Here is a 23,931-nt window from a genome sequence, read left to right on the forward strand (position 1 = left end):
GGTGTGTGGGACGTAAAGCGAAGCAGTCCCACACACCGGCCCCGGAGGTCCGTCACCGCACCCGACAACCACCCGGCCCGCCGCAGGCGCAACGGCGAACAACCACCACGGCGGGACAGCCGAAAACGTGGGCCCGAAGGCAAAGCGCAGCGGACCGGCAACGGCGAGCAACCAAAACGGCCGGAAAGACGAAAACGTGGTCAAGAATCCATGGTCACCGTGAAGGAGAAGCGATCGCCCCGATAGTGGATCCGGGCCACATCGACCGCACGCCCGTCCTCGTCATAGCTCACGCCCGTGTAATGCAGGATCGGGCTGAGCAGCGGGACTTCGAGGAGCCGGGCGGTTTCCGGGTCGGCCAGCCGCGCCTCGACCGTGTCGGTGATCCGGCTGATGCGGACGCCCACCGCGTCCCTCAGCACCTTCGTCATCGGCCAGCGCAGCAGATCCGCCGGATCGATCGCCGCGGCGACGTCGGGGCGGACGTAGTTGCAGGCGTGGTTCGTCGGCTCGCCCGTCTCCTCGTCGCTGCGCAGCCGGCGGAAGCCGGCCACCTCCGCCAGATCCGGGAAGAACTCCGCCAGTTCGGACGGCACCGGGGTGGGGCCGTGCTCCAGCAGTTCGGTGCTCATCCCGGACTGCTGGGCCACGATCGCGTCCACGGAACCCAGCAGCCGCACCGGCGCACCACGCTGGGCGCTCGGCTCGATGAAGGTGCCGCGGCGCCGGTGCCGGGTGATCAGGCCCTCCGTCTCCAGTTCCTTGAGGGCCTGGCGCATGGTCAGCACGCTGACGCCGTAGTGCGCGGCGAGCGCGTCCTCGGTGGGCAGCCGCAGCGGCGCCTCCGGGGAGCGGCCGAGTATGGAGGCGCGCAACGACTGCGAGACCTGATACCAGAGCGGCAGCTTGCGGTTCAGGGCGAGCGAGTCGGGAGCGAAGGTGGTCACGAGGCGTTCCCCGGTGTCACGGGCGGAAGTGGCGCTGGAGACCCTGCCATACGTCGTCGTAGCCGCGCTGGAGATGGCCGGCGTCCCGGGCCTGTTCGGTGAGGGTCAGCGGCCAGCGGGTCTCGAACATGAAGGCCAGACCGTCGTCGATCTTCTGCGGCCGCAGCTCGGCGGCGCTGGCCCGGTCGAAGGTCTCCCGGTCGGGCCCGTGCGCCGACATCATGTTGTGCAGCGAGCCGCCGCCCGGGACGAAGCCCTCCGCTTTGGCGTCGTAGGCGCCCTCGATCAGGCCCATGTACTCGGTCATCACATTGCGGTGGAAGTAGGGCGGCCGGAAGGTGTCCTCGCCGACCAGCCAGCGCGGCGCGAAGACCACGAAGTCCACGCCGGCCAGCCCCGGGGTGTCGGAGGGGGAGGTGAGCACGGTGAAGATGGACGGGTCGGGGTGGTCGTAGCTGATCGAGCCGATGACATTGAAGCGGTGCAGGTCGTAGACGTACGGGACGTGGTTGCCGTGCCAGGCGACGACGTCCAGGGGGGAGTGGTCGTAGGTGGCCGTCCAGAGGTGGCCGCAGAACTTGTTGACGACCTCGACGGGGCCCTCGACGTCCTCGTAGGCGGCGACCGGGGCACGGAAGTCCCGGGCGTTGGCCAGGCCGTTGGCGCCGATCGGGCCGAGGTCGGGGAGCTGGAAGGGCCGGCCGTAGTTCTCGCAGACGTAGCCGCGGGCGGTGGCGTCCAGCAGCTCGACGCGGAAGCGGACGCCGCGCGGGATCAGCGCCACCTCGCCGGGTGCGGCGTGCAGCAGGCCGAGTTCGGTGCGCAGCAGCAGCCCGCCCCGTTCGGGCACGATCAGCAGCTCGCCGTCCGCGTTGCCGAACACCCGCCGGTCCATGGAGGTGTTGGCGTAGTAGAGGTGGACGGCCATACCGGTGCGCTGGGTGGCGTCGCCGTTGCCGCCCAGGGTCCACAGGCCGTCCAGGAAGTCGGTGGGACCGGTGGGTTCGGGCAGCGGGTTCCAGCGCAGCCGGTTGGGGTCGGGGGCGCAGTCGGTGAACGGCGCCGAGCGGAGCGCGTGCCGCTCGGCCCGGACGAACGGCGGATGCGCGGCCGACGGGCGGATGCGGTAGAGCCAGGAGCGGAGGTTGTGACCGCGCGGTTCGGTGAACGCCGAGCCGCTGAGCTGCTCGGCATACAGGCCGAGCGGTGCGCGCTGGGGGGAGTTGCGGCCCGCCGGCAGCGCGCCGGGGACGGCCTCCGAGCTGTGCTCGTTGCCGAAGCCGGTCTGGTACGCCAGCCCCTCGGCCGTCTTCCTCGCCTGCTCGTTGCCCGTACCTGCCATCGCATGCTCCCGCCGCTCAAGGAATCCTATGCATGACCTTAGGATTGCTGTCGGGGGCCGTCAACGATGGGGGTACCTCCCTGTTCGAGCGAAGCCGAGAACTTGGGGGATCTCCGCCGCTTCGGCCGGATCACGGCGCTCATGTACCGCCGCCCGTGAGGCGGGCAGGATGGTCGGGTGCCGCAGCCGAGTTCCCCTCCCGATCCGCCCGCCGCCGCCCTGCGCCGCGCCCCCGTCCAGCGGCGCAGCGCCCAGCGGCTGGCCAGAATCCTCGACGCCTGTGCCGAAGTGCTGGAGGAGACCGGGTACGAGGACCTGAGCACCCGGGCCGTGGCCGGCCGTGCCGGGGTCCCGATCGGCTCCGTCTACCGCTTCTTCCCCAACAAGCGCGCCATGGCCGAGGCCCTCGCCCGGCGCAATCTCGACGCCTACGCGGACCGCATCACCGCCCGGCTGACCGCCCCGGCGCACACCCCGCTCCCATGGCGCCATGCGATGGATGTGGTGGTCGACGAGTACCTCGCCATGAAGCGGACGGTGCCGGGCTTCGCCCTGGTGGAGTTCACCGTCCCCGCCCCGAGCGCCTCCCGGCAGGCCAACTACGAGGTCGCCGACCGGCTGCTGGCCCTCTTCGCCTGCCCGCTCGGTCTGGACCCCGACGACGAACGGCTGCGCACCGCCTTCCTGGTCGGCGTCGAGACGGCCGACGCACTGCTCCAGCTCGCCTTCCGTACGGATCCGGCCGGCGACCCGGCCCTCGTCAACGAGACCAAGCTGCTGCTGCGGGCCTATCTGGCGCGGTATCTGGACGGGGCGGGCGCGGGGGAGGAGTGAGTGCCGGTGGCGGGCGGCGCGGGTGCGGTGTGCCGGTTGTGCGCACGCACGTCCGGTGAGATCCCTATTGACCTGGGGTTTTGCTCTTATTGCTCGCGCGTCAAGACCTTGTTAACAAAACTTTGCGGGACCTAACGTCGCCTGAACCGCCACCCCCGGCAGATGTTCAAGGGCGAACGTGAGGTAACCCCTAATGCTGACAATCCTCGGATTTGTCATGATCGCCGCCTTCCTGGTGCTGATCATGATGAAGAAGATGTCACCGATGGCCGCGCTGGTGCTGATTCCCGCGCTGTTCTGCGTCCTGGTCGGACAGGGCGCGCACTTGGGCGACTATGTCCTCAAGGGCATCGGCGACCTGGCCCCCACTGCCGCGATGCTGATGTTCGCCATCATCTACTTCGGGGTGATGATCGACGTCGGGCTCTTCGACCCGATCGTCCGCGGCATCCTGAAGTTCTGCAAGGCCGATCCGGTGCGGGTGGTGGTCGGTACGGCCCTGCTCGCCGCGATCGTCTCGCTCGACGGCGACGGCTCCACCACTTTCATGATCACCGTCTCGGCGCTCTACCCGCTCTACAAGCGGCTGAAGATGAGCCTCGTGGTGATGACCGGTGTCGCCGCCACCGCCAACGGCGTGATGAACACCCTCCCCTGGGGCGGCCCGACCGCCCGCGCCGCCACCGCGCTCAAGCTCGACGCCGGTGACATCTTCGTCCCGATGATCCCCGCGCTGGCCGTCGGCCTGGTCGCGGTCTTCGCCCTCGCCTACGTCCTCGGCCGGCGCGAGCGCAAGCGGCTCGGCGTGCTGACCCTCGGCGACCCCGGGCTGGTGACCGAGACCGTGACGGCGAAGGAGTCCGAGCAGGTCCTGGTCGGCGCGGGCACCGGTGGCACGGGCGGCACCCCGGCCGAGGCACGGCGCACCACCGGCGGCGCGGGCACCGGCTCCGACGACGAGCCGGCCGCCGGCTCCGGAGAGCCGGCCGACGACGACGGCCTCCAGGTCCTGGACCCGCAGCGCGCCACCCTGCGCCCCAAGCTCTACTGGTTCAACGCCGCGCTCACCCTCGCGCTGCTCACCCTGCTGATCCTTCAGACGCTGCCGATCCCGGTGCTCTTCCTGCTCGGCGCCGCCCTCGCGCTCACCGTCAACTTCCCGCACATGAAGGACCAGAAGGCCCGGGTCGCCGCGCACGCCGAGAACGTGCTCAACGTCTCCGGCATGGTCTTCGCCGCCGCCGTCTTCACCGGTGTGCTCACCGGCACCGGCATGGTCGAGCACATGGCCCGCTGGCTGGTCAGCGGCATCCCCGACGCGCTCGGCCCGCACATGGGCATCGTCACCGGCATCCTCAGCATCCCGCTGACCTACTTCATGTCCAACGACGGCTTCTACTTCGGCATCGTGCCGATCCTCGCCGAGGCCGGCGCCGCCCACGGGGTCGCGCCCATCGAGATCGCCCGCGCCTCCCTCATCGGCCAGGCCCTGCACATGTCCAGCCCGCTCGTCCCCGCCGTCTACGTCCTCGTCGGGATGGCCAAGGTCGAGTTCGGCGACCACACCAAATTCACCGTCAAATGGGCCGCGCTGACCTCCCTGGTGGTCCTGTGCGCCGGTGTGCTCTTCGGCATCATCTAGATGACCGTCACCCCTACCGCGAGGCCCGGCAGGAGTTGGCTGCTGCGTCTGGTCCTCACCTTCTCCTTCGCGCAAGGAGCGGTGAGCATGGCCAGGCCGGCCGTCTCCTACCGGGCCCTCGCCCTGGGCGCCGACGGACGCGCCGTCGGCGTGATCACGGCCGTCTACGCCCTGCTGCCGCTGCTCGTCGCCGTACCGCTCGGCCGCCGCACCGACCACGGCCGCTGCGCCCCGCTGCTGGTCGTCGGGGTGGCGCTGATCAGCGGCGGCTGCGCGCGCAGCGGCCTGGCCGGAACACTGCCCGCGATGGCCGCCTGGAGCGGGGTGATGGGCCTGGGGCACCTCTGCTTCGTCATCGGCGCCCAGTCCATCGTCGCCCGCCGCAGCGCTGCCGAGGACCGCGACCGCAACTTCGGCCACTTCACCATCGGCGCCTCGCTCGGCCAGCTCATCGGGCCGGTCGCCGCCGGGCTCGTCATCTCCGAGCACGACGGGCGGATGGCCCCGACGAGCGCCACCGCCCTGCTGCTCTCCGGCGCCGTCGCCGCCGTCTCGTACGCCTCGCTCTGGCGGCTCGAACAGCGCGCCGGCACCGCCCCGTCCGGCGCCCCGGCCCCGGCGGGCGGACCGCCGGTCCCGGTCCGCGGCATCCTGCGGACCCGGGGTGTGCCGGCCGGCATCTTCATGAGCCTGGCCGTGCTGTCGGCGACCGACGTCCTCACCGCCTACCTCCCCGTCATCGGCGAGGACCGTGCCATCGCCCCCACCACCATCGGTCTGCTGCTCAGCCTGCGGGCCGCGGCCACCATCGCCTGCCGGCTGGTGATGACGCCGATGATCCGGTGGCTGGGGCGCACCGCGCTGATGGCCGTCAGCTGCGCGCTGGCCGGTGTGCTGTGCGGCGGTCTGCCGGTGCCGGTGCCGGTGTGGGCGCTGGCCGCGATGCTGCTCGCCCTCGGCTTCTGTCTGGGCGTCGGCCAGCCGCTGTCGATGACGACGGTCGTGCAGGCCGCCCCCGAACGGGCCCGCAGTACGGCGCTGGCGCTCCGCCTCACCGGCAACCGCCTCGGCCAGGTCGCCGCCCCGGCCGGCGCCGGACTGCTCGCCGGTGTCGCGGGCACCGCCGCACCCTTCGTCCTGCTCGGCGCGCTGCTGCTGTCCTCCGCCGCGATGGCCGCCCGTACGGGGCGGGCGCGGGGTGGCGGAACCGCAAGCGGCGGCGGGATGGCCACGCCGTCTGAGGAGAAGGAGGAGGAGGCCGGGCCGGGGCGGCTGGGCGAGGGGGCCGGTGCTCAACAGCGGGCCGGTGCTCAACGGGCCCGCTCCAAGGGCCCGTAGGCCCGGTCCACGTTACGTAGGCGACGCACGGGACGTGCGTCGTTCAGCCGCCGCAGCCTTTGATGTCGTCGTCGCAGCCGTCCACGTCCTCCCGGGCGACGGTGTTCAGCCGCCACAGCACGAGGCCGGTGCCGGTCCGCACCGCGTCGACGCGGGCCGTGAAGGGGGCGCCCGGGGGGATGTTGAACTGATCGGCCTCAGGGTCCCCGCAGCCGATTCCGTAGGACTGTTCCGCGCTGCCGCGGGTCAGTGTGAGGGTGACTTCCTGCACGCCGCTGGTGTCGCAGGTGAGGTCGAGGCGGTACCACCGCTTCCCGGGGGCCCGGAAGGTCCTGCGCACTCCGTCGCCAAGGTGCGCGGACCCGGAGTCGGCGCGCTGTGCTGCGCCGCCGTCCTCGTCATAGGCGTCCAAAGCCCGCTCCGCCCGTTGCATGGCGTCGTCGGGCTCCCATGGCTTGCCGCTGTCCGGTGCTCGGCTTCTTCTTCTCCGCGATCGCGGGCCTGGTGCACGCCTTCGCGCTGGCCGGCGCCGAGGGCGTGGCGGCCGGGAAGTTCGTGCCGTTCACGGACGCGATCGTCGGCATCCTGCCGCCGCTCGCCGCGGGCTGGGCACGGGATGCGGACCGCGGGGTCTTCCCCGGCGACCAGGACGACATCGTCATGGAGGCCGCGGGCATCGGCCACATCATCGAGGCGTCCGTGGACCGCGGCATCAACACCGAGGTGCTCGACGCCGTCAAGGGCCTCGCCGACCGGACCATCGCGGCGGGCCACGGCAAGGCGGGATTCCTCAGCATCATCGAGGAAATGCGCAAGCCGTCCGCCAAGAGGTGAGGGCGGGGGCATCTCCTAGGCTCGTGGCCACCGTCACCCCGCAGGGGGTGGCGGGAGCCCTGGCGGCGGAAAACTACCGGCGCTAGTTTGGGGACGGATGACCATTGGCCGCCGCGGGAGGACCACGACGTGAAGCAGCACGACGCGATGTACATCGACGGGAGCTGGCGGCCCGCCGAGGGCAGCGGGACGATCGAGGTCGTCAACCCGGCCGACGGGCGGATCATCGCCACCGTCCCGGCCGGGTCCGCGCAGGACGTGGACGCCGCTGTGCGGGCCGCCCGCGCCGCCCTGCCGGGCTGGGCCGCCACCCCGCCCGGGGAGCGGGCGGACCGGCTGGCGGCGCTGCGCGATCAACTCGTCGCCCGCACCGGGGAGATCGCCGAGACGGTCACCGCCGAGCTCGGCTCACCGCTCGCCTTCAGTACGGCGGTGCACGCCGGGGTGCCGGTCGCGGTCTGCGGCTCCTACGCCGAACTGGCCCGTACGTACTCCTTCGAGGAGACGATCGGCAACTCCACCGTGCTGCACGAACCGGTCGGCGTGGTCGGCGCGATCACGCCGTGGAACTACCCGCTCCACCAGATCGTCGCCAAGGTCGCCCCGGCGCTCGCGGCCGGCTGCACGGTGGTGCTGAAGCCCGCCGAGGACACCCCGCTGGTCGCCCAGCTGTTCGCGGAGTGCGTGGACGCGGCCGGGATACCCGCGGGGGTCTTCAACCTCGTCACCGGCCTCGGACCGGTCGCCGGGCAGGCGCTCGCCGAACACGACGGGGTCGATCTGGTCTCCTTCACCGGCTCGACGGCCGTCGGCAAGCGGATCGGTGCGCTGGCGGGCGCCGCGGTCAAGCGGGTGGCGCTAGAGCTCGGCGGCAAGTCCGCCAATGTCATCCTGCCCGGCGCCGATCTGCCGAAGGCGGTCGCGGTCGGCGTCGCCAACGTCATGGCCAACTCCGGCCAGACGTGCAGCGCCTGGACCCGGATGCTGGTCCACCGGGACCACTACGCCGAGGCGGTGGAGCTGGCGACGGCGGCCGCCGCGAAGTACGTCCCCGGCGAGCGGATCGGCCCGCTGGTCAGCGCCGCCCAGCGGGACCGGGTACGCGGCTATATCGAGCAGGGCATCGCCCAGGGGGCGCGGGTGGTGGCGGGCGGCCCGGAGGCCCCCGACGCCGGCCCCGGCTACTACGTCGCGCCGACCGTCTTCGCGGAGGTCACCCCGGAGATGACCATCGCCCGGGAGGAGATCTTCGGCCCGGTCCTGTCGATCCTGAAGTACGAGGACGAGGACGACGCCGCCCGGATCGCCAACGACACCGTCTACGGCCTGGCCGGCGCGGTCTGGGCGGCCGACGAGGCCGAGGCCGTCGCCTTCGCCCGCCGTCTGCACACCGGGCAGGTCGACATCAACGGCGGCCGCTTCAACCCCCTCGCCCCGTTCGGCGGTTACAAGCAGTCCGGCGTCGGCCGGGAACTGGGCCCGCACGGCCTGACCGAATATCTCCAGACCAAGTCCCTCCAGTTCTGATCCGCCCGGCAGGTGGGGGATGGCCGCTGCCGCCCCCCACCATGCCGCCGCACCGCCCCGCCCGCTGCCCTGCGCACGAGGAGTCCTTGTGGTCCGCGCCGCCGTACTGCCCGCCGTCAACGCCCCCCTCCAGATCACCGGGATCGAGCTGCCCGAGCCCGGCCCCGGCCAGGTCCGGATCCGGCTCGCCGCCGCCGGGGTCTGCCACTCCGATCTGTCGCTGTCCAACGGCACCCTGCGCCAGCCCGCCCCGGCCGTCCTCGGCCACGAGGGCGCGGGCACCGTCACCGCGGTCGGCCCGGACGTGACGACGGTGGCCCCCGGCGACCAGGTCGTCCTCAACTGGGCGCCGTCCTGCGGCGACTGCCACTTCTGCGGACTGTCCGAGCCCTGGCTGTGCGCCCACTCCGGCCTCGCCGCGAACGCCCCGTACGCCCGGCGCGCCGACGATGCCACCGAGCTCTACCCCGGCCTGGGCACCGCCGTGTTCGCCGAGGAGACCGTGGTCTCCGCACGGGCCGCGCTGCCGCTGCCGGCGGGGGTGCCGCTCGCCGATGCCGCGCTGCTCGGCTGCGCGGTGCTCACCGGCTGGGGCGCCGTGCACCACAGCGCCCAGGTGCGGGCGGGGGAGTCGGTCGTGGTCTTCGGCGTGGGCGGGGTGGGCCTGGCCACGCTTCAGGCGGCGCGGATCGCGGGCGCCGGCCCGATCGTGGCGGTGGATGTCTCGCCGGAGAAGGAGGAGCTGGCCCGCTCGGCCGGGGCCACCGAGTTCGTGGTGGCGGGCGAGGACACCGCCAAGCGCATCCGCAAGCTCACCGGCGGCCTGGGCGCCGATGTCGCCGTGGAGTGCGTGGGCCGCGCCGACACCATCCGTACGGCCTGGTCGGCGACCCGCCGCGGGGGCCGTACGACGGTCGTCGGCATCGGCGGCCAGGACCAGCAGGTGTCCTTCTCCGCCCTGGAACTCTTCTACTTCGGCCGCACCCTCTCCGGCTGCGTCTACGGCAACACCGACCCCGCCCGCGATCTCCCGCTGATCGCCACCCACATCCGCTCCGGAGCCCTGGACCTGTCCACGCTCGTCACCGACCGCATCACCCTCGACGACATCCCGGCCGCCTTCGACGCGATGCTGGCGGGGAAGGGCGGGCGGGCGCTGGTGGTGTTCCCGTGAATGTCCTGAGTCGTGATCAAGAAAGCGGCCCGGCAGCCACAATGGGGCGAGCCGCGCAGCGCACGGGGCGGCGCGGCACCGCGGCCGTGACGGAGCCGGCAGCGGGCACGTCCACATAACTGCACAACCGGCGCCCGCCACAGGGGAACGGTCTTTCGGGGCGGGGCAGGCGGGGGCAGGCGGTGGCGGCGCCGCCCCCTGCCCCCGCCCCCGCGTTCAGGCGGCGCGCCGGAAAGTCGTGCTGCGTGGTCCGTTGACGCCGTACCGGCCGGTCGGTACGGTCGCCCGACATCACGGCGCCGCCCCCCTCCCGCCCCGCACCCCTCGGAGTGTGCACGCATGGACACGGCCCCCTCCGCGCCCCACGACAACACCGGTAACCCGCCCTCCGCCCGCAGCCGCCGCAGGGTCGCCACCGCGGCCGCCCTCGCCTCCGCCGTCGAGTGGTACGACTACTTCGTCTTCGGCATCGCCGCCGCGCTCGTCCTCGGCCCGGCCTACTTCCCCTCGGACAGTCCGGCCGCCGGTGTCCTCGCCTCGTTCGCGACCTTCGCGGTGGGCTTCCTGGCCCGTCCCGTCGGCGGGGTGATCGCCGGTCAGCTCGGCGACCGGCACGGCCGTAAGCCCATGCTGGTGCTCGCGCTGACCGTCATGGGGCTGGCCACCACCGCCATCGGCCTGCTCCCCTCCTACGCCACCCTCGGGCTGGCCGCGCCCGTCCTGCTGGTCCTGCTGCGGCTGCTGCAAGGCATCGCGGTCGGCGCCCAGTGGGGCGGCGCGATGCTGATGGCCACCGAATACGCCCCCGAGGGGAAGCGCGGGCTGTACGGCTCGCTGGTGCAACTCGGCGTTCCGCTCGGCGTGATGACCGCCAACTCCGTCTTCCTGCTGGCCGGCGCGGTCACCGACGAGCGGGCCTTCAGCACCTGGGGCTGGCGGCTGCCGTTCCTCGTCGGCGTCCTGGTGCTGCTCCTCGCCCGCTATATCCACACCCATGTCGAGGAGACCCCCGCCTTCCGGGCCGCGGAGGCGCAGCTGGCGGCGACCGAGCGGGCCGCCGCGGCACGCCGTTCACCGCTGCGCGAGATCCTGCGCCACCATCTCCGCACCGTCCTGCTGGCCGGCGGCTCGTTCGCGGTCAACACCGCCACGTTCTACATCCTCATCACCGGCGTCCTGGACTACGCCACCCGCGAGCTGGAGATGCGGCGCACCTCCGTACTGGCCGTCTCGCTGCTGGTCAGCCTCACCCAGCTCGCGCTCATCCCGGCCGCCGCGGCGCTCTCCGACCGGATCGGCCGGCTGCGGGTCTACGCCGCGGGCGCCGTCGGGCTGCTGCTCTGGGCGGTGCCGATGTTCCTGCTGATCGACACCGCGTCGCTGGTGTGGCTGGCCGTCGGCACCTTCGTCGGCAGCTGCTTCCTGAGCATCATGTACGGCCCGCAGGCCGCGCTGTTCGCCGAGCTGTTCACCGCCGAGATGCGCTACACCGGTGCCTCGCTCGGCTACCAGATCAGCGCGATCCTGGGCGGCGGACTCGCGCCGTTCGTGATGGTCCTGCTCCTGGAGGCGACCGGCACCTCGATGGCGGTGGCCGGCTACATCATGGCGCTGTCCGTCATCGCGCTGGTGTCCATTTGGCTGCTGATCCGACGCGCCGGATCAGCGGGGAAGCCCGCCCAGGGGTGACGGCCGGCGGCACCCGGCCGCGCCCCGCCGTACGGTCAGCGGCCCTCCGGCGGCACGAGGTCCGGGTGCTGGAGCGCCAGGCCGTCCACCAGCGCCCGTAGTCCCGTCTCGAACGCGCCCTCGTCCACCTGGCGTTGATGCTCGGCCAGCAGATGTGCCTGGCCCAGGTGGGGGTAGTCGGCGGGGTCGTAGGCGCTCGGGTCGTCGACGAAGCCGCGGGCGAACGAGCCCAGGGCGGAGCCGGCCACGAAGTAGCGGACCATGGCACAGACCCTGGTGGCCTGGGCGGGCGGCCAGCCCGCCTCGACCATCCCGCCGAACGCCGCGTCGGCCATCTTCAGGCCGGCGGGGCGGCGGCCGGGGCCCTGGGCCAGGAACGGCACGATATGCGGATGGGCGGCGAGCGCCGCGCGGTAGGAGCGGGCCCAGTCGAGCAGCCCGGCGCGCCAGTCCGCGCCCGTCTCGAACGCCGACACATCGACCTTGGCGATGACCGTGTCGGCCACCGCGTCGAGGATCTCGTCCTTGGTCGTGAAGTGGTTGTAGAGCGACGGTCCGCTCACGCCGAGCTCCGCCGCCAGCCGCCGGGTGGAGAGCGCCGGGAGCCCCTCGGCGTCGATGAGCGCCAGCGCCGTGGAGACGATGCGCTCGCGGCTCAGAAGGGGCTTGCGGGGTCGGGCCATGCCGCACATAGTAGAGGCTGCCCAGCAAAAACTAGCAGTGCTAATTAACTGTTCTCGTCCACAAGGGGCCCGAGATGAACCTGGAGCTCAGCGCGGAGCAGACCGCGGTACGGCAGCTCGCCAAGGACTTCACCGACCGCGAGATCGCCCCGTACGTCACCGCCTGGGACCGCGCCGAACAGGTCGACCGCGGCATCGTGAAGAAGCTCGGCGGTCTCGGCTTCCTCGGGCTCACCGTCCCCGAGGAGTACGGCGGCTCGGGCGGCGACCACCTCTCCTACGTCCTGGTCACCGAGGAACTGGGCCGCGGGGACTCCTCGGTACGCGGCATCGTCTCGGTCTCCCTGGGGCTGGTGGCCAAGACCCTCGCGGCATGGGGCGACGAGGAGCAGAAGCGGGCGTGGCTGCCGCGGCTCACCTCCGGCGAGGCGGTCGGCTGCTTCGGCCTGACGGAGCCGGGCACCGGATCCGACGCCGCGCACCTCGCCACCCGGGCGGTCCGTGACGGGGACTCCTATGTCATCGACGGCAGCAAGATGTTCATCACCAACGGGACCTGGGCCGATGTGGTGCTGCTCTTCGCCCGCACCGGCGGCGCCCCCGGCCACCAGGGCATCAGCGCCTTCCTCGTACCGGCCGACAGCCCCGGTCTGGAGCGCCGGGAGATCCACGGGAAGCTGGGACTGCGCGGCCAGGCCACCGCGGAGCTGGTCCTGAACGGCGTACGGGTCCCGGCCGCCGCCATGCTCGGCCCCGAGGGCAAGGGGTTCTCGGTCGCGATGTCCGCGCTGGCCAAGGGCCGGATGTCGGTCGCGGCCGGCTGTGTGGGCATCGCCCAGGCCGCCCTGGACGCCGCGCTCGGCTACGCGGGCGAGCGTGAGCAGTTCGGCAAGCCGATCGCCCGGCACCAGCTGGTGCAGGAGCTGATCAGCGATATCTCCGTGGGCGTGGCTGCCGCGCGGCTGCTGACGTGGCAGGTCGCCGATCTGATCGACCGCGGCGAGCCGTTCGCCACCCAGGCGTCCCAGGCCAAGCTCTTCGCCTCCGAGGCCGCGGTGCGCGCCGCCAACAACGCCCTCCAGGTGTTCGGCGGCTATGGCTATATCGACGAATACCCGGTCGGCAAGCTGCTGCGGGACGCGCGGGTGATGACGCTGTACGAGGGCACCAGCCAGATACAGAAGCTGGTCATCGGACGGGCGCTGACGGGGGTTTCCGCCTTCTGAAGCCTTCCGGCCCGTATGCCGACGGGGCCGCCGCTCGCCCGCCGGGCCCTAAGCGCTTGCTCAGCGGCGCGATATGGTGTTCGATCCGTCAGAGGAGGGTCCCTGGCGGGTCGAGGAGCGGGGTGCGCGATGGGTGCGGCGGCGGAGCGGGCCAAAGAGGAGAACGAGGAATGGGCCGGGGTGACCCCGGATGCCGCGCGACGGCTGGTCAGCGCCGCCGTCGAGGCATTCGCCGAACGCGGCTACCACGCCACCACCACCCGTGACATCGCCGGCCGCGCCGGGATGAGCCCGGCCGCCCTCTACATCCACTACAAGACCAAGGAAGAGCTGCTCTACCGCATCAGCGGCATCGGCCACGAGAAGGCGCTGCGCATCATGGGCGCCGCCGCCGAGGCCCAGGGCAGCGCCGCCGACCGGCTCCGTGACGCCGTCCGCACCTTCGCCCGCTGGCACGCGGAGCACCACACCACCGCCCGGGTCATCCAGTACGAACTCCAGGCGCTGAGCCCCGAGCACTACACCGAGATCGCCGGACTGCGCCGCCGGACCGACCGGTTGCTGCGGCAGATCATCCAGGACGGCGCGGACAGCGGCGAGTTCCGGGCCGATGACGTGCCGGGCACCACTCTCGCGGTGCTGTCGCTGTGTGTGGACGTGGCCCGCTGGTTCACCGCGGACGGCCCGCGTACGCCCGACGAGGTCGGCACGCTGTACGCCGACCTCGTCCTGCGCATGGTGGGTGCGCCGGTCGCCTAGGGTGCGCCGCCGCCCGGCCCCGGCGCCGGCCGGGGTCGGCGCCCCGCTCACGGAGCGCTCACAGATAGAAGCGGCTGACCGTCTCCGCGACGCAGACCGGCTTGTCGCCGCCCTCGCGTTCGATCGTCACGACCGTGGCCAGCTGGACGCCGCCGGACACCTCGGTCACCTCCGCGATCCTGGCCGTCGCGCGCAGCCGCGAGCCGACCGGCACGGTGGCGGGGAAGCGGACCTTGTTGGTGCCGTAGTTGATGCCCATCTTCACGTTCTCGACCCGCATCAGCTGCGGGACGAGGGCGGGCAGCAGCGACAGCGTCAGATAGCCGTGCGCGATGGTGGTGCCGAACGGGCCGGCCGCGGCCTTCTCCGGGTCCACATGGATCCACTGGTGGTCGCCGGTGGCCTCCGCGAACTGATCGATCCGCTTCTGGTCGATCTCCAGCCAGTCGCTGGTGCCCAGCTCCTCGCCGACCGCGGCCCGCAGTTCGTCGAGCGATCCAAACACTCGGGGCTCTGCCATCTCTCGTCTGCCTCCTCGGGGTCCGTCCGCCGTTGGCGCGCATCGGCCGACGCTTACTAAGCGCTTGCTCAGAATGCGGAGTGCGAGCCCCCGCTGTCAATGGCCGGACACCGCAGCCCCACGGAGATCGGAGAGACACCGCATAGGGTTGAACCGTGCCCCAGCTTCCGTACAAGGTTCATGAGCTCTCCGTAGGCCAGCTCTCCGCGCGTAGTGGCGCCGCGGTGTCCGCGCTGCACTTCTACGAGTCCAAGGGGCTGATCAGCAGCACCCGGACGGCGGGCAATCAGCGCCGCTACAGCCGTGACGCACTGCGCCGGGTCGCCTTCGTACGGGCGGCGCAGCGGGTCGGCATCCCGCTCGCGGTGATCCGCGACGCGCTGGCGGAGCTGCCCGACGAGCGCACCCCCAACCGCGCCGACTGGGCCCGGCTCTCCGAGGTATGGCGCTCCGAACTGGACGAGCGGATCAGTCAACTCGTCGAGCTGCGCGACCGGTTGACCGACTGCATCGGCTGTGGCTGCCTCTCGCTGGAGAAGTGCGCGCTGTCCAATCCGTACGACAACCTCGGCGAGCAGGGGCCCGGCGCGCGGCGGCTGCGGGTCGACCGGAGCGCCAAGGACCCGGAGGGGGCACAGCGGCGCGCCGGCGTTCGTCACCACACGGACGGGGTCCGTCCCGCCCACGGGCGGGCCTGCTCCAGCTGCGCCGACAGCGCGATCAGGGTGGCCTCGTCGCCGTAGCGGCCGGCCAGCATCACCCCGATCGGCAGCCCTGCGGCGTTCCACTGCAACGGGACGTTCACCGCGGGCTGGCCGGTGGCGTTGTAGAGCGCGGTGAACGGGGTGAACGCGCCGAGGGCGTCGAACTCGGCCTGCGGATCGGCGTCGTTGCGCAGCGCACCGACCTCGGCCGGCGGCGCGGCCAGGGTTGGCGAGAGGATCACGTCATAGCCGCCCGCCGGCATCAGACCGTCGGCCAGGGACTGGGCGAGCATCCGGAAGGCGTACAGCGAGCGGGTGAAGTCCGTACCGGAGACCTCGGCGCCGCGGTCGCGCAGATAGCGGGTGAGCGGCATCAGCAGCTCCTCGCCGCCCGGCGGCACGGGGCGGCTCGCGGCCAGCACCGACCAGACGCGGGTGAAGGCGAGCAGCACGCCCTCGTCGGCGGGCAGCGTCAACTCCTCGACCTCATGGCCGAGTCCGGTCAGCAGGGCGGCGGTGTCGGTGGTGGCGGTACGGCAGTCGGGGTGGACCTCGATGCCGGGGACGGGCGCCTCGGTGAGGCAGGCGATCCGCAGCTGTCCCGGGTCGCGGAGGGCGTGATCGGCGAAGGTCTCCCCGGGCGGCAGCGACGGCGCCGCGAACGGGTCGCCGGGCATCGGTCCCGCCAGCACGTCCAGCAGGGTGGCCGCATCGGCGACCGTACGGGCCAGGGGGCCCGCGGTGGCCAGGCCCGAGACATCGTGCAGCAGCGGGCCACCGCTGATCCGGCCGCGGCTGGGCTTGATGCCGAAGAGCCCGCAGACCGAGGCCGGTATCCGGATCGAGCCGCCGCCGTCGCTGGCGTGTGCGACGGGCGCCAGGCCCCCCGCCACGGCCGCGGCGGCCCCGCCGCTGGAACCGCCCGCCGAGCGCGCCAGGTCCCACGGGGTGCGGGCGGGCGGGGCGAGGCCGTTCTCGGTGTAGCAGGGCAGTCCGAATTCGGGGGTGTTGGTCTTGCCGAGCAGCACCGTGCCGCCCGCCCGCAGCTTGCCGACCAGATGGTCGTCGATCGCCGGCACATGCTCGGCCAGCGCCCGGGAGCCCATCGTGCAGCGCACCCCCGCGACCTGGTTGAGGTCCTTCACCGGCACCGGAACGCCGTGCAGCGGCGGGAGTTCACGGCCCTCGCGGCGGGCCGTGACGGCCTCGCTCTCCGCGTCGGCGGCCTGTTTGCGGGCGATGTCGGGGGTACGGGTGAGGAAGGCGCCGAGTGTGTCGTCGAGCCGCTCGATCCGCGCGAGATAGTGCTCGGTGAGGTCCACCGGGGAGAGCTCCCCGGACCGTATTTCCCGGGCCTGCTCCAGCGCGGTCAGATCGTGCAGTTCGGCCATGGACGTCCACCCTCTCCTACCGACGCCCGCGCGACCCTGGTGCCGCCCGGGCAGGAGGACCGACGCCCCCCGGGCGCGCTGCCGGTGCGGGTGGTCGGCCCGTGGACAGTTGTTTCAGTTCGCGGGGCGGTTCGTAAAGGCCCCTATTTGAACGGGATGCCCAACGGTGGGCGGCCTGCGCCCGTTGCCCCGTGCGCCGTGGAGGCCGCGGGCGCGTGGGCTCCGGGGGCCGCCCCACTGTTGGGCGACCCGGCCGGGCGCCCCCGTCACGCGGAGGCGCCCGGGTGTCGTGCGAGGGGGCGGTCAGGCCGCCGCGAAGGCGCCTGCCCCGTGGATGCGGCCCGCGGCGGTGAGGGCCTCAGGGGTCAGTACGGAGACCGGGGCCAGGACGCCGCACTCGCGGCAGGCCGGGCCGGTGGCGGGGGAGTCCGCGGACTCCGGGGGCCAGGCGAAGCGGGTGCCGCCGCACACGGGGCAGTCGCGGCGGGGCCGGCCGGCCTCCATGGCCGCGATCATGCGGCGCAGCACCACCGAGAGACGGGCCGCGGGGTGCCGTTGCGGTGACTCGCACGGCACGATGTCGCAGCCGCCCCAGGTCCGCCGGTGCCACTCGTCGAGGGCGCCGGGCTGGCGGATGCCGTGGTGTTTCTCCTTGCGGCGCCGGGCGGCGCACTCCTCCTCGTACGCGAGCCAGAGCGCACGGGCCTCCTCCAGCTCGGCGAGCGCGGCCATCAGCCGCTCCGGATCGGGATCGCGGTCCTGGGTCGCGATACCGGCCCGGGTGCACAGATGGTGCCAGGTCGCCCGGTGCCCGTAAGGGGCGAAGCGTTCAAGGCACTTGCGCAGGGCGGTGCGTCGCTGTGTCGCGACGAGTCGTGGATTGCGGACCTGTTCTGCGAGGGCTCTGAAACCGGCCATTTCATCCCACCTCCGTGGGGAGGACCCGACTGGACGGGGATGGGACGTAACCGATCACCACCTGGATCCATCGAACTTTCGTGCGGTTTTGTTGGCGATGTTCCGAGGTGTCGCCGCGGCGCGGGTCCGATCTTCGGGCGGAAGAACAAAAGTTGACTGTTGTTCATCTTCCGGCCGGGGATAACCGCCGGTAACGTCCCGCCCGCCCTCCCCAAGGGGACCCCCATCGAGGAGCTGCAATGCGACGACGTACCGGAAGGTTCAGGACTGCCGCCGCGGCAGCCCTGTTCGCCTTGGGCGCCACGCTCTTGGCACCGCCCCCCACCGCGGCCGCCGCGCCGCCGGACGCCCAGGACTACTGCCAGGGCCGGTGCGGCGACATCCTGCCGCCCGGTGCCACCGGCAACGCCACCCTGGTGGAGATCCTCGGCAACAAGCTGTTCGGCACCCACCCCGAGCACTCCACCGACCAACTCGCCCCCTACGGCGCGCTGGCGAGCGGCTATCAGTCGCTCACCGACGACACCCTCGGCAACTTCTTCAACGACGCCTCCTTCGGCGTCCCCGCGGACCAGGTCGGCAAGGTCAGCACGCCCCGCAACGATGTGACCATCACCCGCGACAAGAAGACCGGCGTCCCGCACATCAAGGGCACCACCCGCTACGGCACCGAATTCGGCGCCGGCTACGCCGCGGGCCAGGACCGGCTCTGGCTGATGGACCTCTTCCGCCACATCGGCCGCGGCGAACTGACCTCGTTCGCCGGCGGCGCGCTCGCCAACCAGGGGCTGGAGCAGCAGTTCTGGCCGCAGGCGCCGTACACCGAGGACGATCTCCAGGCCCAGGTCGAGCGCATCCGGGACACCAACGGCGAGCGCGGCAAGCTGGCCATGCAGGACGCCCAGGCTTACGTCGACGGGATCAACGCCTACCGCGAACAGTCCAAGAACGGCCGCTACTTCCCCGGCGAGTACGTGCTCACCGGTCATGTCGACGCCATTACCAACGCCGGTGAGATCCAGCCCTTCAAGCTCACCGACCTGATAGCCCTGGCCTCCGTCGTGGGCGGTCTCTTCGGCAACGGCGGTGGCGGCGAGGTCCCCTCGGCCCTGGCGCTGCTCTCCGCCCAGCAGAAGTACGGCGTCGAGAAGGGCACCGAGGTCTGGGAGTCCTTCCGGGAGCGCAACGACCCCGAGGCCGCCAAGACCCTGCACGACGGCAGCAGTTTCCCGTACGCCGTGAAGCCCGCCAAGGCCAAGGGCACGGCGCTGCCGGACCGCGGCTCGGTCACCCCCGAGCCGCTGGTCTTCGACCGCGCCGGCGCGGCCACCACCAAGAGCGGGACGCCGCCCCGGGACCCGGTCAAGGCGCCCAGGAAGTACAAGAAGCTGGAGGGCCTCTTCAAGGACGGGGTGCTGCCCGACGGGAGCTTCGATCCCACCCAGCACCGCGGGATGTCCAACGCCCTGCTGGTGTCCGGCAAACACTCCGCGAGCGGCCACCCGGTCGCCGTGTTCGGGCCGCAGACCGGCTACTTCGCGCCCCAGCTGCTGATGCTCCAGGAGATCCAGGGGCCCGGCATCAGCGCCCGCGGCGCCTCCTTCGCGGGCGTCGGGATGTACGTCCAGCTCGGCCGCGGTCAGGACTATTCCTGGAGCGCCACCTCCGCCGGCCAGGACATCACCGACACCTTCGCGGTCGAGCTGTGCAACGCGGACGGTTCCGCGCCCACCAAGGACTCCACCTCCTACCGCTACCGCGGTGCGTGCGTCCCCATGGAGAAGCTGGAGCGCACCAACTCCTGGAAGCCCACCATCGCCGACCCCACGGCGGCCGGCTCCTACCGGATGCAGGTCTTCCGGACCAAGTACGGGACCGTCACCCACCGCGCCACCGTCGACGGCAAGCCCGTCGCCTACACGGCACAGCGCTCCACCTACCGCCACGAGGCCGACTCGATCATCGGCTTCCAGATGTTCAACGACCCGTCGTACGTGCGGGACGCCAAGACCTTCCAGAAGGCCGCCGAGCACATCGGCTACGCCTTCAACTGGTTCTACGCCGACTCCCGCGACATCGCGTACTACAACAGCGGCCTCAACCCGGTCCGCAACCCCGACGTCGATCCGGCCCTGCCCGTCAAGGCGGACGACGCCTACGAGTGGAAGGGCTACGACCCCGCGACCAACACCACCGAGTACACCCCGCCCGCCCAGCACCCGCAGTCCGTCAACCAGGACTACTACATCTCCTGGAACAACAAGCAGGCCAAGGACTACGACTCGGCGGGCTACGGCAACGGCTCGGTGCACCGCGGCAATCTGCTGGACGACCGGGTGCGCGCGCTGACGGAGGACGGCGGGGTGACCCGGGCGTCGCTGACCCGTGCCATGGGGGAGGCCGCCGTCACCGACCTGCGCGGTGAGGACGTGCTGCCGGAACTCCTGCGGGTCCTCAACAGCAAGCCCGTCACCGACCCGAAGCTGAGGACCGCGGTCCAGCAGTTGGAGGCATGGCGCAAGGACGGCGCCCAGCGGCGGGAGACCGCCGCGGGCTCGCACACCTACACCCACCCCGACGCGGTACGCCTGATGGACGCCTGGTGGCCGCTGATGACGGAGGCCGTCTTCAAGCCGGGCCTCGGCGGTGACCTCTACGACGCACTGCGCGCCAACCTCGGCATCGACGAATCACCGTCAGCCGGCCACGGCCCGACCGGGGCGCACGCCGGATCGGCCTTCCAGTACGGCTGGTGGAGCTACGCGGACAAGGATCTGCGGGCGGTGCTCGGCGACAAGGTGGCGGGGCCGCTCGGCCGGCCGTTCTGCGGCGGCGGTGAGCTGTCCGCCTGCCGCGACACCCTGCTGGCCACGCTCCAGCAGGCGAGCGGGAAGACGGCCGAGCAGGTCTACCCCGGCGATGACAGCTGCAAGGCCGGCGACCAGTGGTGCGCGGACGCGATCATCCACCGCACGGTCGGCGGCCTGACCCACGGCACCATCAGCTGGCAGAACCGGCCCACCTATCAGCAGGTGGTGGAGTTCCCCGCCCACCGGTAGACGGAAGGCGGCGCCGGCGAGGCCCCGGGGCGGGTGACCCCGGGGCCTTCGTGCGCGCCCCGCCGGGTGCGTTCGCGCGCCCAACTCCCGTGCCAGGAACGCCGACTGCCCTCGGGGCGGCTTTCCCTTGGGGTTATGCTTCAGGGTTCTGAACTTCAGGGGAGGGGAAAGCGAGGCATGGCCTTGTCAGGTCCGCAGCAGTACCCGACGGAGCTGCTGGATACCACCATGGACCAGCTGCGCACACTGATCGTCGTCCACGAGGCGGGTACCGCGCTGGGCGCCGCCCGCCGGCTGGGCCGCGAACAGTCCAGCGTGCAGAAGCAGCTGGACACCATGAACCGCACCTTCGCCGCCCTGTGCGGCGAGGAACTGGTCCTCAAGCAGGGGCGGGGCCGGGACGCCCTGTTCACCGCTACCGGGGAGGCGCTGGTCGGGCTGGCGCGCCGCACGCTGGGGGAGTGGACGGACGGGGTGCACGACGCCCGCCGCCGGCTCGGCCGGACGCTCTCCGTCGGCACCACCCGCTATACGCTCGGCTTTCTGCTGGACGCGGTGGAACGGGTCACCGAGGACTACGAGCGCGACGACGTCGATCTGAAGGTCACCCATGTCCGCACCGGCGACCTCTTCACCAAATTGCGCTCCAAGGAGCTCGATCTGGTCTGCGGCAGCGTCGTGGTCACCGAGCGGGACGAAGCGGAACTGCTGGCTCCGTACGAGGTGATGGAGTGGCGGCGCAGCGGGCTGTCGCTGCTGACGAACCTGCCGCCGGAGCGGCTCCCCGGCACCTCCTTCGGTGCGCGGGACCTGCCCCGGCTGCCGCTGGTCGTCTCGGCGGGCGGGCTGATCGGCCGCTTCCTGACCGCCTGGTACGGCCCCGACTACCGCCAGCGGCTCTCCATCGCGGCCGAGATCGAGGCCGCGCACTACGGCTTCGAGCTGCTGCGGTCCGGGGTGGTGAGCGGCGCGATGCTGGTCACCCGGGGCATCGGGGAGGCGGCGGCGGACGGCCGCCTCCCGGAGGCCGGCGGGCTGCGCACCCTGGAACTCGTCGGCGAGGTGGGCCCCAAAACGGAGGTGCTGGTCGGTGTGTTCACCCGCCGCGGCGAGCGGGACTCCTACGCCCCCGGCCACCCCCTCAACCTCCTGTGGGACGCGCTCTCCCGGGAGAGCGGCCGGTGGTGGCTGAGCTCGTGAGCCGGGCTCAGACGAGGTCCCGCTCCCGGGTCTCCGGCAGCGCCAGGACGCACAGCAGCGACACGGCCGCCATCGCGCTGACGTACCAGCCCACCGACGCCGAGCCGTACGCCGACTGGAGCCGGGTGGCGACCAGCGGAGCCACCGCGCCGCTCAGGACACCGCCCAGGTTGTAGGCCAGCGAGGCGCCCGAGTACCGCACCCGTGCGCTGAACAGCTCCGGCAGATAGGCGCCCATCGGGCCGTACACCACCCCCATGCAGAACAGCGCGCCACCGATGCCGAGGACGATCAGCACCGGCTGTCCGGTGTCCAGCAGCGGGAAGAGCACCGGCCCCCACACCGCCGCGAGGACGCTGCCGGCCAGGACCGGCCCGCGGCGGCCGGCGCCGTCGGAACGGGTGGCGGCGAGCCAGGTGTAGCACGGACTTACGGCCCACCCGGTCGCCGAAGTGGCCGAAAAGCACCGAGCCGAGCGGCCGCGCGGCGAACGCCACCGCATAGGTGGAGAACGAGGCCAGGGTGGCGTTGACCGGGTCGAGGGTCGGGAAGAACGCCTGGTTGAGGACGAGCGCGGCGGCCGTCCCGTAGATGTAGAAGTCGTAGAACTCGATGGCCGTCCCGATGAACGAGGCCACCGCCACCCGGCGCAGGCTCTCGCCGCCGGCGGCCGCCCCGTGCGTCGTCGCCGGAGCGTCGTCCGGTCGCTGCGCTGCTGTCGCGTCTTTGCTCACCAGCGCACTTTCCGGCCCGGTGGCGGAGCCGGTCAAGAGGCGAAAGGGCCGGCCCCGGTTCAGGGGACGGGGCCGGCCACGTGACGGCACCGGCCCAACGCCCTTACGGGTACCGCAGATACCGCCGCCGCACCGTACGGAACCGCTTCAGGTCCTCCTGCCAGGCGGCCACGATCTCGTCCGGTCCGGCGCCCGCGTCGGTCATCGTCCGGACCACCGCGGAGCCGGTCAGCCGGTCGATGCCGTGGTCCGGCCGCCAGGCGAAGCCGGGCCAGACCCGCCTGGCGGTCACCAGGAGGCCGATGCCGGTGCGCACCGGGTCGAAGGCCGCGCGGTCGTGGACGTGGAGCTGTACCCCGCCGATCGTCTTGCCCTGGAACTTGGAGAAGGTGGGGGCGAAGTATGCCTCCCTGAAGTGCACCCCGGGCAGGGCCAGTCCGGTGGCGGCCGCGGCCCAGTGCCGGTCGATGCCGTCGGCGCCCAGCAGCTCGAAGGGGCGGGTGGTGCCGCGTCCCTCGGAGAGGTTGGTGCCCTCGAAGAGACAGGTGCCGGAGTAGACCAGGGCGGTGTCGGGGGTGGGCATGTTGGGGCTCGGCGGGACCCAGGGCAGCCCGGTGGCGTCGAAGAAGTCGGTGCGCCGCCAGCCCGTCATCCGCACGGTCTCCAGCTCCACCGGGCGCCCGGCGGCCTGCGGCACGAACTCGCCGTTGAACAGCAGCGCCAGCTCCGCCACGGTCATCCCGTGCGCCTGCGCGATCGGCTCCCGGCCGACGAACGAGGCATACGCCTTGTCGAGCACCGGGCCGGTGGCCGAGCGGCCGGTGACCGGGTTCGGGCGGTCGAGGACCAGGAAGCGCTTGTCGGCCAGGACGGCCGCCACCATGCAGTCGTACAGCGTCCAGATGTAGGTGTAGAAGCGGGCGCCGACGTCCTGGATGTCGAAGACGACGGTGTCCACACCGGAGGCGGTGAAGATGTCGGCGAGGGCCCGGCCGCTCTTGTTGTAGGTGTCGTAGACCGGCAGGCCGGTGGCCGGATCGTCGTAGCGGCCCTCGGAGCCGCCGGCCTGTGCGGTGCCCCGGAAGCCGTGCTCGGGGCCGAAGACGGCGGTCAGCCGCACCCGGTCGTCGGCGTGCATCACATCCACGATGTGCCGCAGATCCGGGGTGACGCCGGTGGGGTTGGTGACGATGCCGACCCGGTGGCCGTCCAGGAGGCGGTAGCCGTCGGCGGCCAGCCGGTCGAAGCCGGTGCGCACCCGCCGCCCGCCGCCGTGCGCCGGCGGCGCGGCACCGGCGGGTCCGGCCCCCGCGGCCAGGGCCGCCCCGGCCGCACCGGTCGCCGCCAGCCGCCCGAGCAACAGTCGTCTCGACAGAGCCATCCGCACACCTCCGTGATCGGAAATCCACC

General features: G+C 72.2%; 20 protein-coding genes and 1 pseudogene. 12 read left to right on the top strand and 9 right to left on the bottom strand.

What is annotated here, in order from left to right:
• Window positions 1-200: 200 nt before the first annotated feature.
• Window positions 201-947 (bottom strand): GntR family transcriptional regulator, encoded by a 747-nt coding sequence (locus tag ACFWJW_RS22820; RefSeq protein ID WP_387244291.1) that lies wholly within the window; start codon window positions 945-947, stop codon window positions 201-203.
• Window positions 948-963: 16 nt separating this feature from the next.
• Window positions 964-2,289, bottom strand: coding sequence for a homogentisate 1,2-dioxygenase (gene hmgA, locus ACFWJW_RS22825; protein WP_387244294.1), 1,326 nt, complete (start codon window positions 2,287-2,289; stop codon window positions 964-966).
• Between the two features lie 177 nt (window positions 2,290-2,466).
• Here hmgA and ACFWJW_RS22830 point away from each other — a divergent pair, with 177 nt between their 5' ends.
• The 3 genes from ACFWJW_RS22830 (at window position 2,467) to ACFWJW_RS22840 (ending at window position 6,103) form a co-directional block, all read left to right on the top strand.
• A complete protein-coding gene (locus ACFWJW_RS22830; RefSeq protein ID WP_387244297.1) occupies window positions 2,467-3,123 on the top strand; it encodes a TetR family transcriptional regulator in 657 nt (218 codons plus the stop codon).
• A 193-nt stretch (window positions 3,124-3,316) separates the two neighbouring features.
• Window positions 3,317-4,765 carry a CitMHS family transporter gene (locus tag ACFWJW_RS22835; protein WP_387244300.1) on the top strand — a complete coding sequence of 483 codons (1,449 nt, stop codon included), beginning with the start codon at window positions 3,317-3,319 and terminating at the stop codon, window positions 4,763-4,765.
• Window positions 4,766-6,103: an MFS transporter gene (locus tag ACFWJW_RS22840; protein ID WP_387244303.1), complete on the top strand. Its 1,338-nt coding sequence runs from the start codon at window positions 4,766-4,768 to the stop codon at window positions 6,101-6,103.
• 43 nt (window positions 6,104-6,146) lie between these two features.
• Here the strand turns inward: ACFWJW_RS22840 and ACFWJW_RS22845 are convergent, their stop codons facing one another.
• Window positions 6,147-6,536 (bottom strand): hypothetical protein, encoded by a 390-nt coding sequence (locus tag ACFWJW_RS22845; RefSeq protein ID WP_387244306.1) that lies wholly within the window; start codon window positions 6,534-6,536, stop codon window positions 6,147-6,149.
• A gap of 17 nt (window positions 6,537-6,553) precedes the next feature.
• On the opposite strand from ACFWJW_RS22845, the gene ACFWJW_RS22850 reads away from it, so the two are divergent.
• The 4 genes from ACFWJW_RS22850 (at window position 6,554) to ACFWJW_RS22865 (ending at window position 11,327) form a co-directional block, all read left to right on the top strand.
• Window positions 6,554-6,937 carry a hypothetical protein gene (locus ACFWJW_RS22850; protein WP_387244309.1) on the top strand — a complete coding sequence of 128 codons (384 nt, stop codon included), beginning with the start codon at window positions 6,554-6,556 and terminating at the stop codon, window positions 6,935-6,937.
• 129 nt (window positions 6,938-7,066) lie between these two features.
• Entirely contained in the window at window positions 7,067-8,464 is a 1,398-nt protein-coding gene (locus tag ACFWJW_RS22855) for an aldehyde dehydrogenase family protein (protein WP_387244312.1), read from the top strand.
• An 88-nt stretch (window positions 8,465-8,552) separates the two neighbouring features.
• Window positions 8,553-9,638, top strand: a complete 1,086-nt coding sequence (locus ACFWJW_RS22860; protein WP_387244315.1) for a Zn-dependent alcohol dehydrogenase — start codon at window positions 8,553-8,555, stop codon at window positions 9,636-9,638.
• Window positions 9,639-9,977: 339 nt separating this feature from the next.
• A complete protein-coding gene (locus tag ACFWJW_RS22865) occupies window positions 9,978-11,327 on the top strand; it encodes an MFS transporter (RefSeq protein WP_387244318.1) in 1,350 nt (449 codons plus the stop codon).
• A 35-nt stretch (window positions 11,328-11,362) separates the two neighbouring features.
• On the opposite strand, the gene ACFWJW_RS22870 is transcribed toward ACFWJW_RS22865, so the two are convergent.
• Window positions 11,363-12,010 carry a TetR/AcrR family transcriptional regulator gene (locus tag ACFWJW_RS22870; protein WP_387244321.1) on the bottom strand — a complete coding sequence of 216 codons (648 nt, stop codon included), beginning with the start codon at window positions 12,008-12,010 and terminating at the stop codon, window positions 11,363-11,365.
• Between the two features lie 74 nt (window positions 12,011-12,084).
• Here ACFWJW_RS22870 and ACFWJW_RS22875 point away from each other — a divergent pair, with 74 nt between their 5' ends.
• Together ACFWJW_RS22875 and ACFWJW_RS22880 are read left to right on the top strand one after the other, a co-directional pair.
• The gene (locus tag ACFWJW_RS22875; RefSeq protein ID WP_387244324.1) at window positions 12,085-13,236 is read left to right on the top strand and encodes an acyl-CoA dehydrogenase family protein; all 1,152 of its coding nucleotides are present in this window, start codon (window positions 12,085-12,087) and stop codon (window positions 13,234-13,236) included.
• 129 nt (window positions 13,237-13,365) lie between these two features.
• A complete protein-coding gene (locus ACFWJW_RS22880; protein WP_387244327.1) occupies window positions 13,366-13,995 on the top strand; it encodes a TetR/AcrR family transcriptional regulator in 630 nt (209 codons plus the stop codon).
• Between the two features lie 58 nt (window positions 13,996-14,053).
• On the opposite strand, the gene ACFWJW_RS22885 is transcribed toward ACFWJW_RS22880, so the two are convergent.
• Window positions 14,054-14,515 carry a MaoC family dehydratase gene (locus ACFWJW_RS22885; protein WP_387244330.1) on the bottom strand — a complete coding sequence of 154 codons (462 nt, stop codon included), beginning with the start codon at window positions 14,513-14,515 and terminating at the stop codon, window positions 14,054-14,056.
• Window positions 14,516-14,670: 155 nt separating this feature from the next.
• Between ACFWJW_RS22885 and soxR the strand changes: the two genes are divergently transcribed.
• Entirely contained in the window at window positions 14,671-15,258 is a 588-nt protein-coding gene (gene soxR, locus ACFWJW_RS22890) for a redox-sensitive transcriptional activator SoxR (protein WP_387244333.1), read from the top strand.
• On the opposite strand, the gene ACFWJW_RS22895 is transcribed toward soxR, so the two are convergent.
• The gene (locus tag ACFWJW_RS22895) at window positions 15,171-16,610 is read right to left on the bottom strand and encodes an amidase (protein WP_387244336.1); all 1,440 of its coding nucleotides are present in this window, start codon (window positions 16,608-16,610) and stop codon (window positions 15,171-15,173) included. The two genes, soxR and ACFWJW_RS22895, sit on opposite strands and share 88 nt — an antisense overlap.
• Window positions 16,611-16,913: 303 nt before the next feature.
• Entirely contained in the window at window positions 16,914-17,528 is a 615-nt protein-coding gene (locus ACFWJW_RS22900; RefSeq protein WP_387244339.1) for a hypothetical protein, read from the bottom strand.
• Between the two features lie 239 nt (window positions 17,529-17,767).
• Between ACFWJW_RS22900 and ACFWJW_RS22905 the strand changes: the two genes are divergently transcribed.
• Both ACFWJW_RS22905 and ACFWJW_RS22910 read left to right on the top strand, forming a co-directional pair.
• Window positions 17,768-20,587, top strand: coding sequence for a penicillin acylase family protein (locus ACFWJW_RS22905; RefSeq protein ID WP_387244342.1), 2,820 nt, complete (start codon window positions 17,768-17,770; stop codon window positions 20,585-20,587).
• Between the two features lie 177 nt (window positions 20,588-20,764).
• The gene (locus ACFWJW_RS22910) at window positions 20,765-21,787 is read left to right on the top strand and encodes a LysR family transcriptional regulator (RefSeq protein ID WP_387244345.1); all 1,023 of its coding nucleotides are present in this window, start codon (window positions 20,765-20,767) and stop codon (window positions 21,785-21,787) included.
• A 7-nt stretch (window positions 21,788-21,794) separates the two neighbouring features.
• Here ACFWJW_RS22910 and ACFWJW_RS22915 read toward each other — a convergent pair.
• Both ACFWJW_RS22915 and ACFWJW_RS22920 read right to left on the bottom strand, forming a co-directional pair.
• A pseudogene (locus ACFWJW_RS22915) lies at window positions 21,795-22,521 on the bottom strand (MFS transporter).
• Window positions 22,522-22,624: 103 nt separating this feature from the next.
• Window positions 22,625-23,902 carry an exo-beta-N-acetylmuramidase NamZ domain-containing protein gene (locus ACFWJW_RS22920; protein WP_387244348.1) on the bottom strand — a complete coding sequence of 426 codons (1,278 nt, stop codon included), beginning with the start codon at window positions 23,900-23,902 and terminating at the stop codon, window positions 22,625-22,627.
• Between the last annotated feature and the right edge of the window lie 29 nt (window positions 23,903-23,931).

The organism is Streptomyces sp. NPDC127097, from assembly GCF_042724075.1.
GTDB lineage: Bacteria > Actinomycetota > Actinomycetes > Streptomycetales > Streptomycetaceae > Streptomyces.

Coding starts and splice junctions, on each gene's coding strand:
- ACFWJW_RS22850 (WP_387244309.1), top strand. CDS start 6,554: ATGGCTTGCCGCTGTCCGGTGCTCGGCTTCTTCTTCTCCGCGATCGCG.
- ACFWJW_RS22875 (WP_387244324.1), top strand. CDS start 12,085: ATGAACCTGGAGCTCAGCGCGGAGCAGACCGCGGTACGGCAGCTCGCC.
- ACFWJW_RS22880 (WP_387244327.1), top strand. CDS start 13,366: ATGGGTGCGGCGGCGGAGCGGGCCAAAGAGGAGAACGAGGAATGGGCC.
- ACFWJW_RS22845 (WP_387244306.1), bottom strand. CDS start 6,536: ATGCAACGGGCGGAGCGGGCTTTGGACGCCTATGACGAGGACGGCGGC.
- ACFWJW_RS22905 (WP_387244342.1), top strand. CDS start 17,768: ATGCGACGACGTACCGGAAGGTTCAGGACTGCCGCCGCGGCAGCCCTG.
- ACFWJW_RS22835 (WP_387244300.1), top strand. CDS start 3,317: ATGCTGACAATCCTCGGATTTGTCATGATCGCCGCCTTCCTGGTGCTG.
- ACFWJW_RS22870 (WP_387244321.1), bottom strand. CDS start 12,010: ATGGCCCGACCCCGCAAGCCCCTTCTGAGCCGCGAGCGCATCGTCTCC.
- ACFWJW_RS22840 (WP_387244303.1), top strand. CDS start 4,766: ATGACCGTCACCCCTACCGCGAGGCCCGGCAGGAGTTGGCTGCTGCGT.
- ACFWJW_RS22865 (WP_387244318.1), top strand. CDS start 9,978: ATGGACACGGCCCCCTCCGCGCCCCACGACAACACCGGTAACCCGCCC.
- ACFWJW_RS22885 (WP_387244330.1), bottom strand. CDS start 14,515: ATGGCAGAGCCCCGAGTGTTTGGATCGCTCGACGAACTGCGGGCCGCG.
- ACFWJW_RS22910 (WP_387244345.1), top strand. CDS start 20,765: ATGGCCTTGTCAGGTCCGCAGCAGTACCCGACGGAGCTGCTGGATACC.
- ACFWJW_RS22895 (WP_387244336.1), bottom strand. CDS start 16,610: ATGGCCGAACTGCACGATCTGACCGCGCTGGAGCAGGCCCGGGAAATA.
- ACFWJW_RS22900 (WP_387244339.1), bottom strand. CDS start 17,528: ATGGCCGGTTTCAGAGCCCTCGCAGAACAGGTCCGCAATCCACGACTC.
- hmgA (WP_387244294.1), bottom strand. CDS start 2,289: ATGGCAGGTACGGGCAACGAGCAGGCGAGGAAGACGGCCGAGGGGCTG.
- ACFWJW_RS22920 (WP_387244348.1), bottom strand. CDS start 23,902: ATGGCTCTGTCGAGACGACTGTTGCTCGGGCGGCTGGCGGCGACCGGT.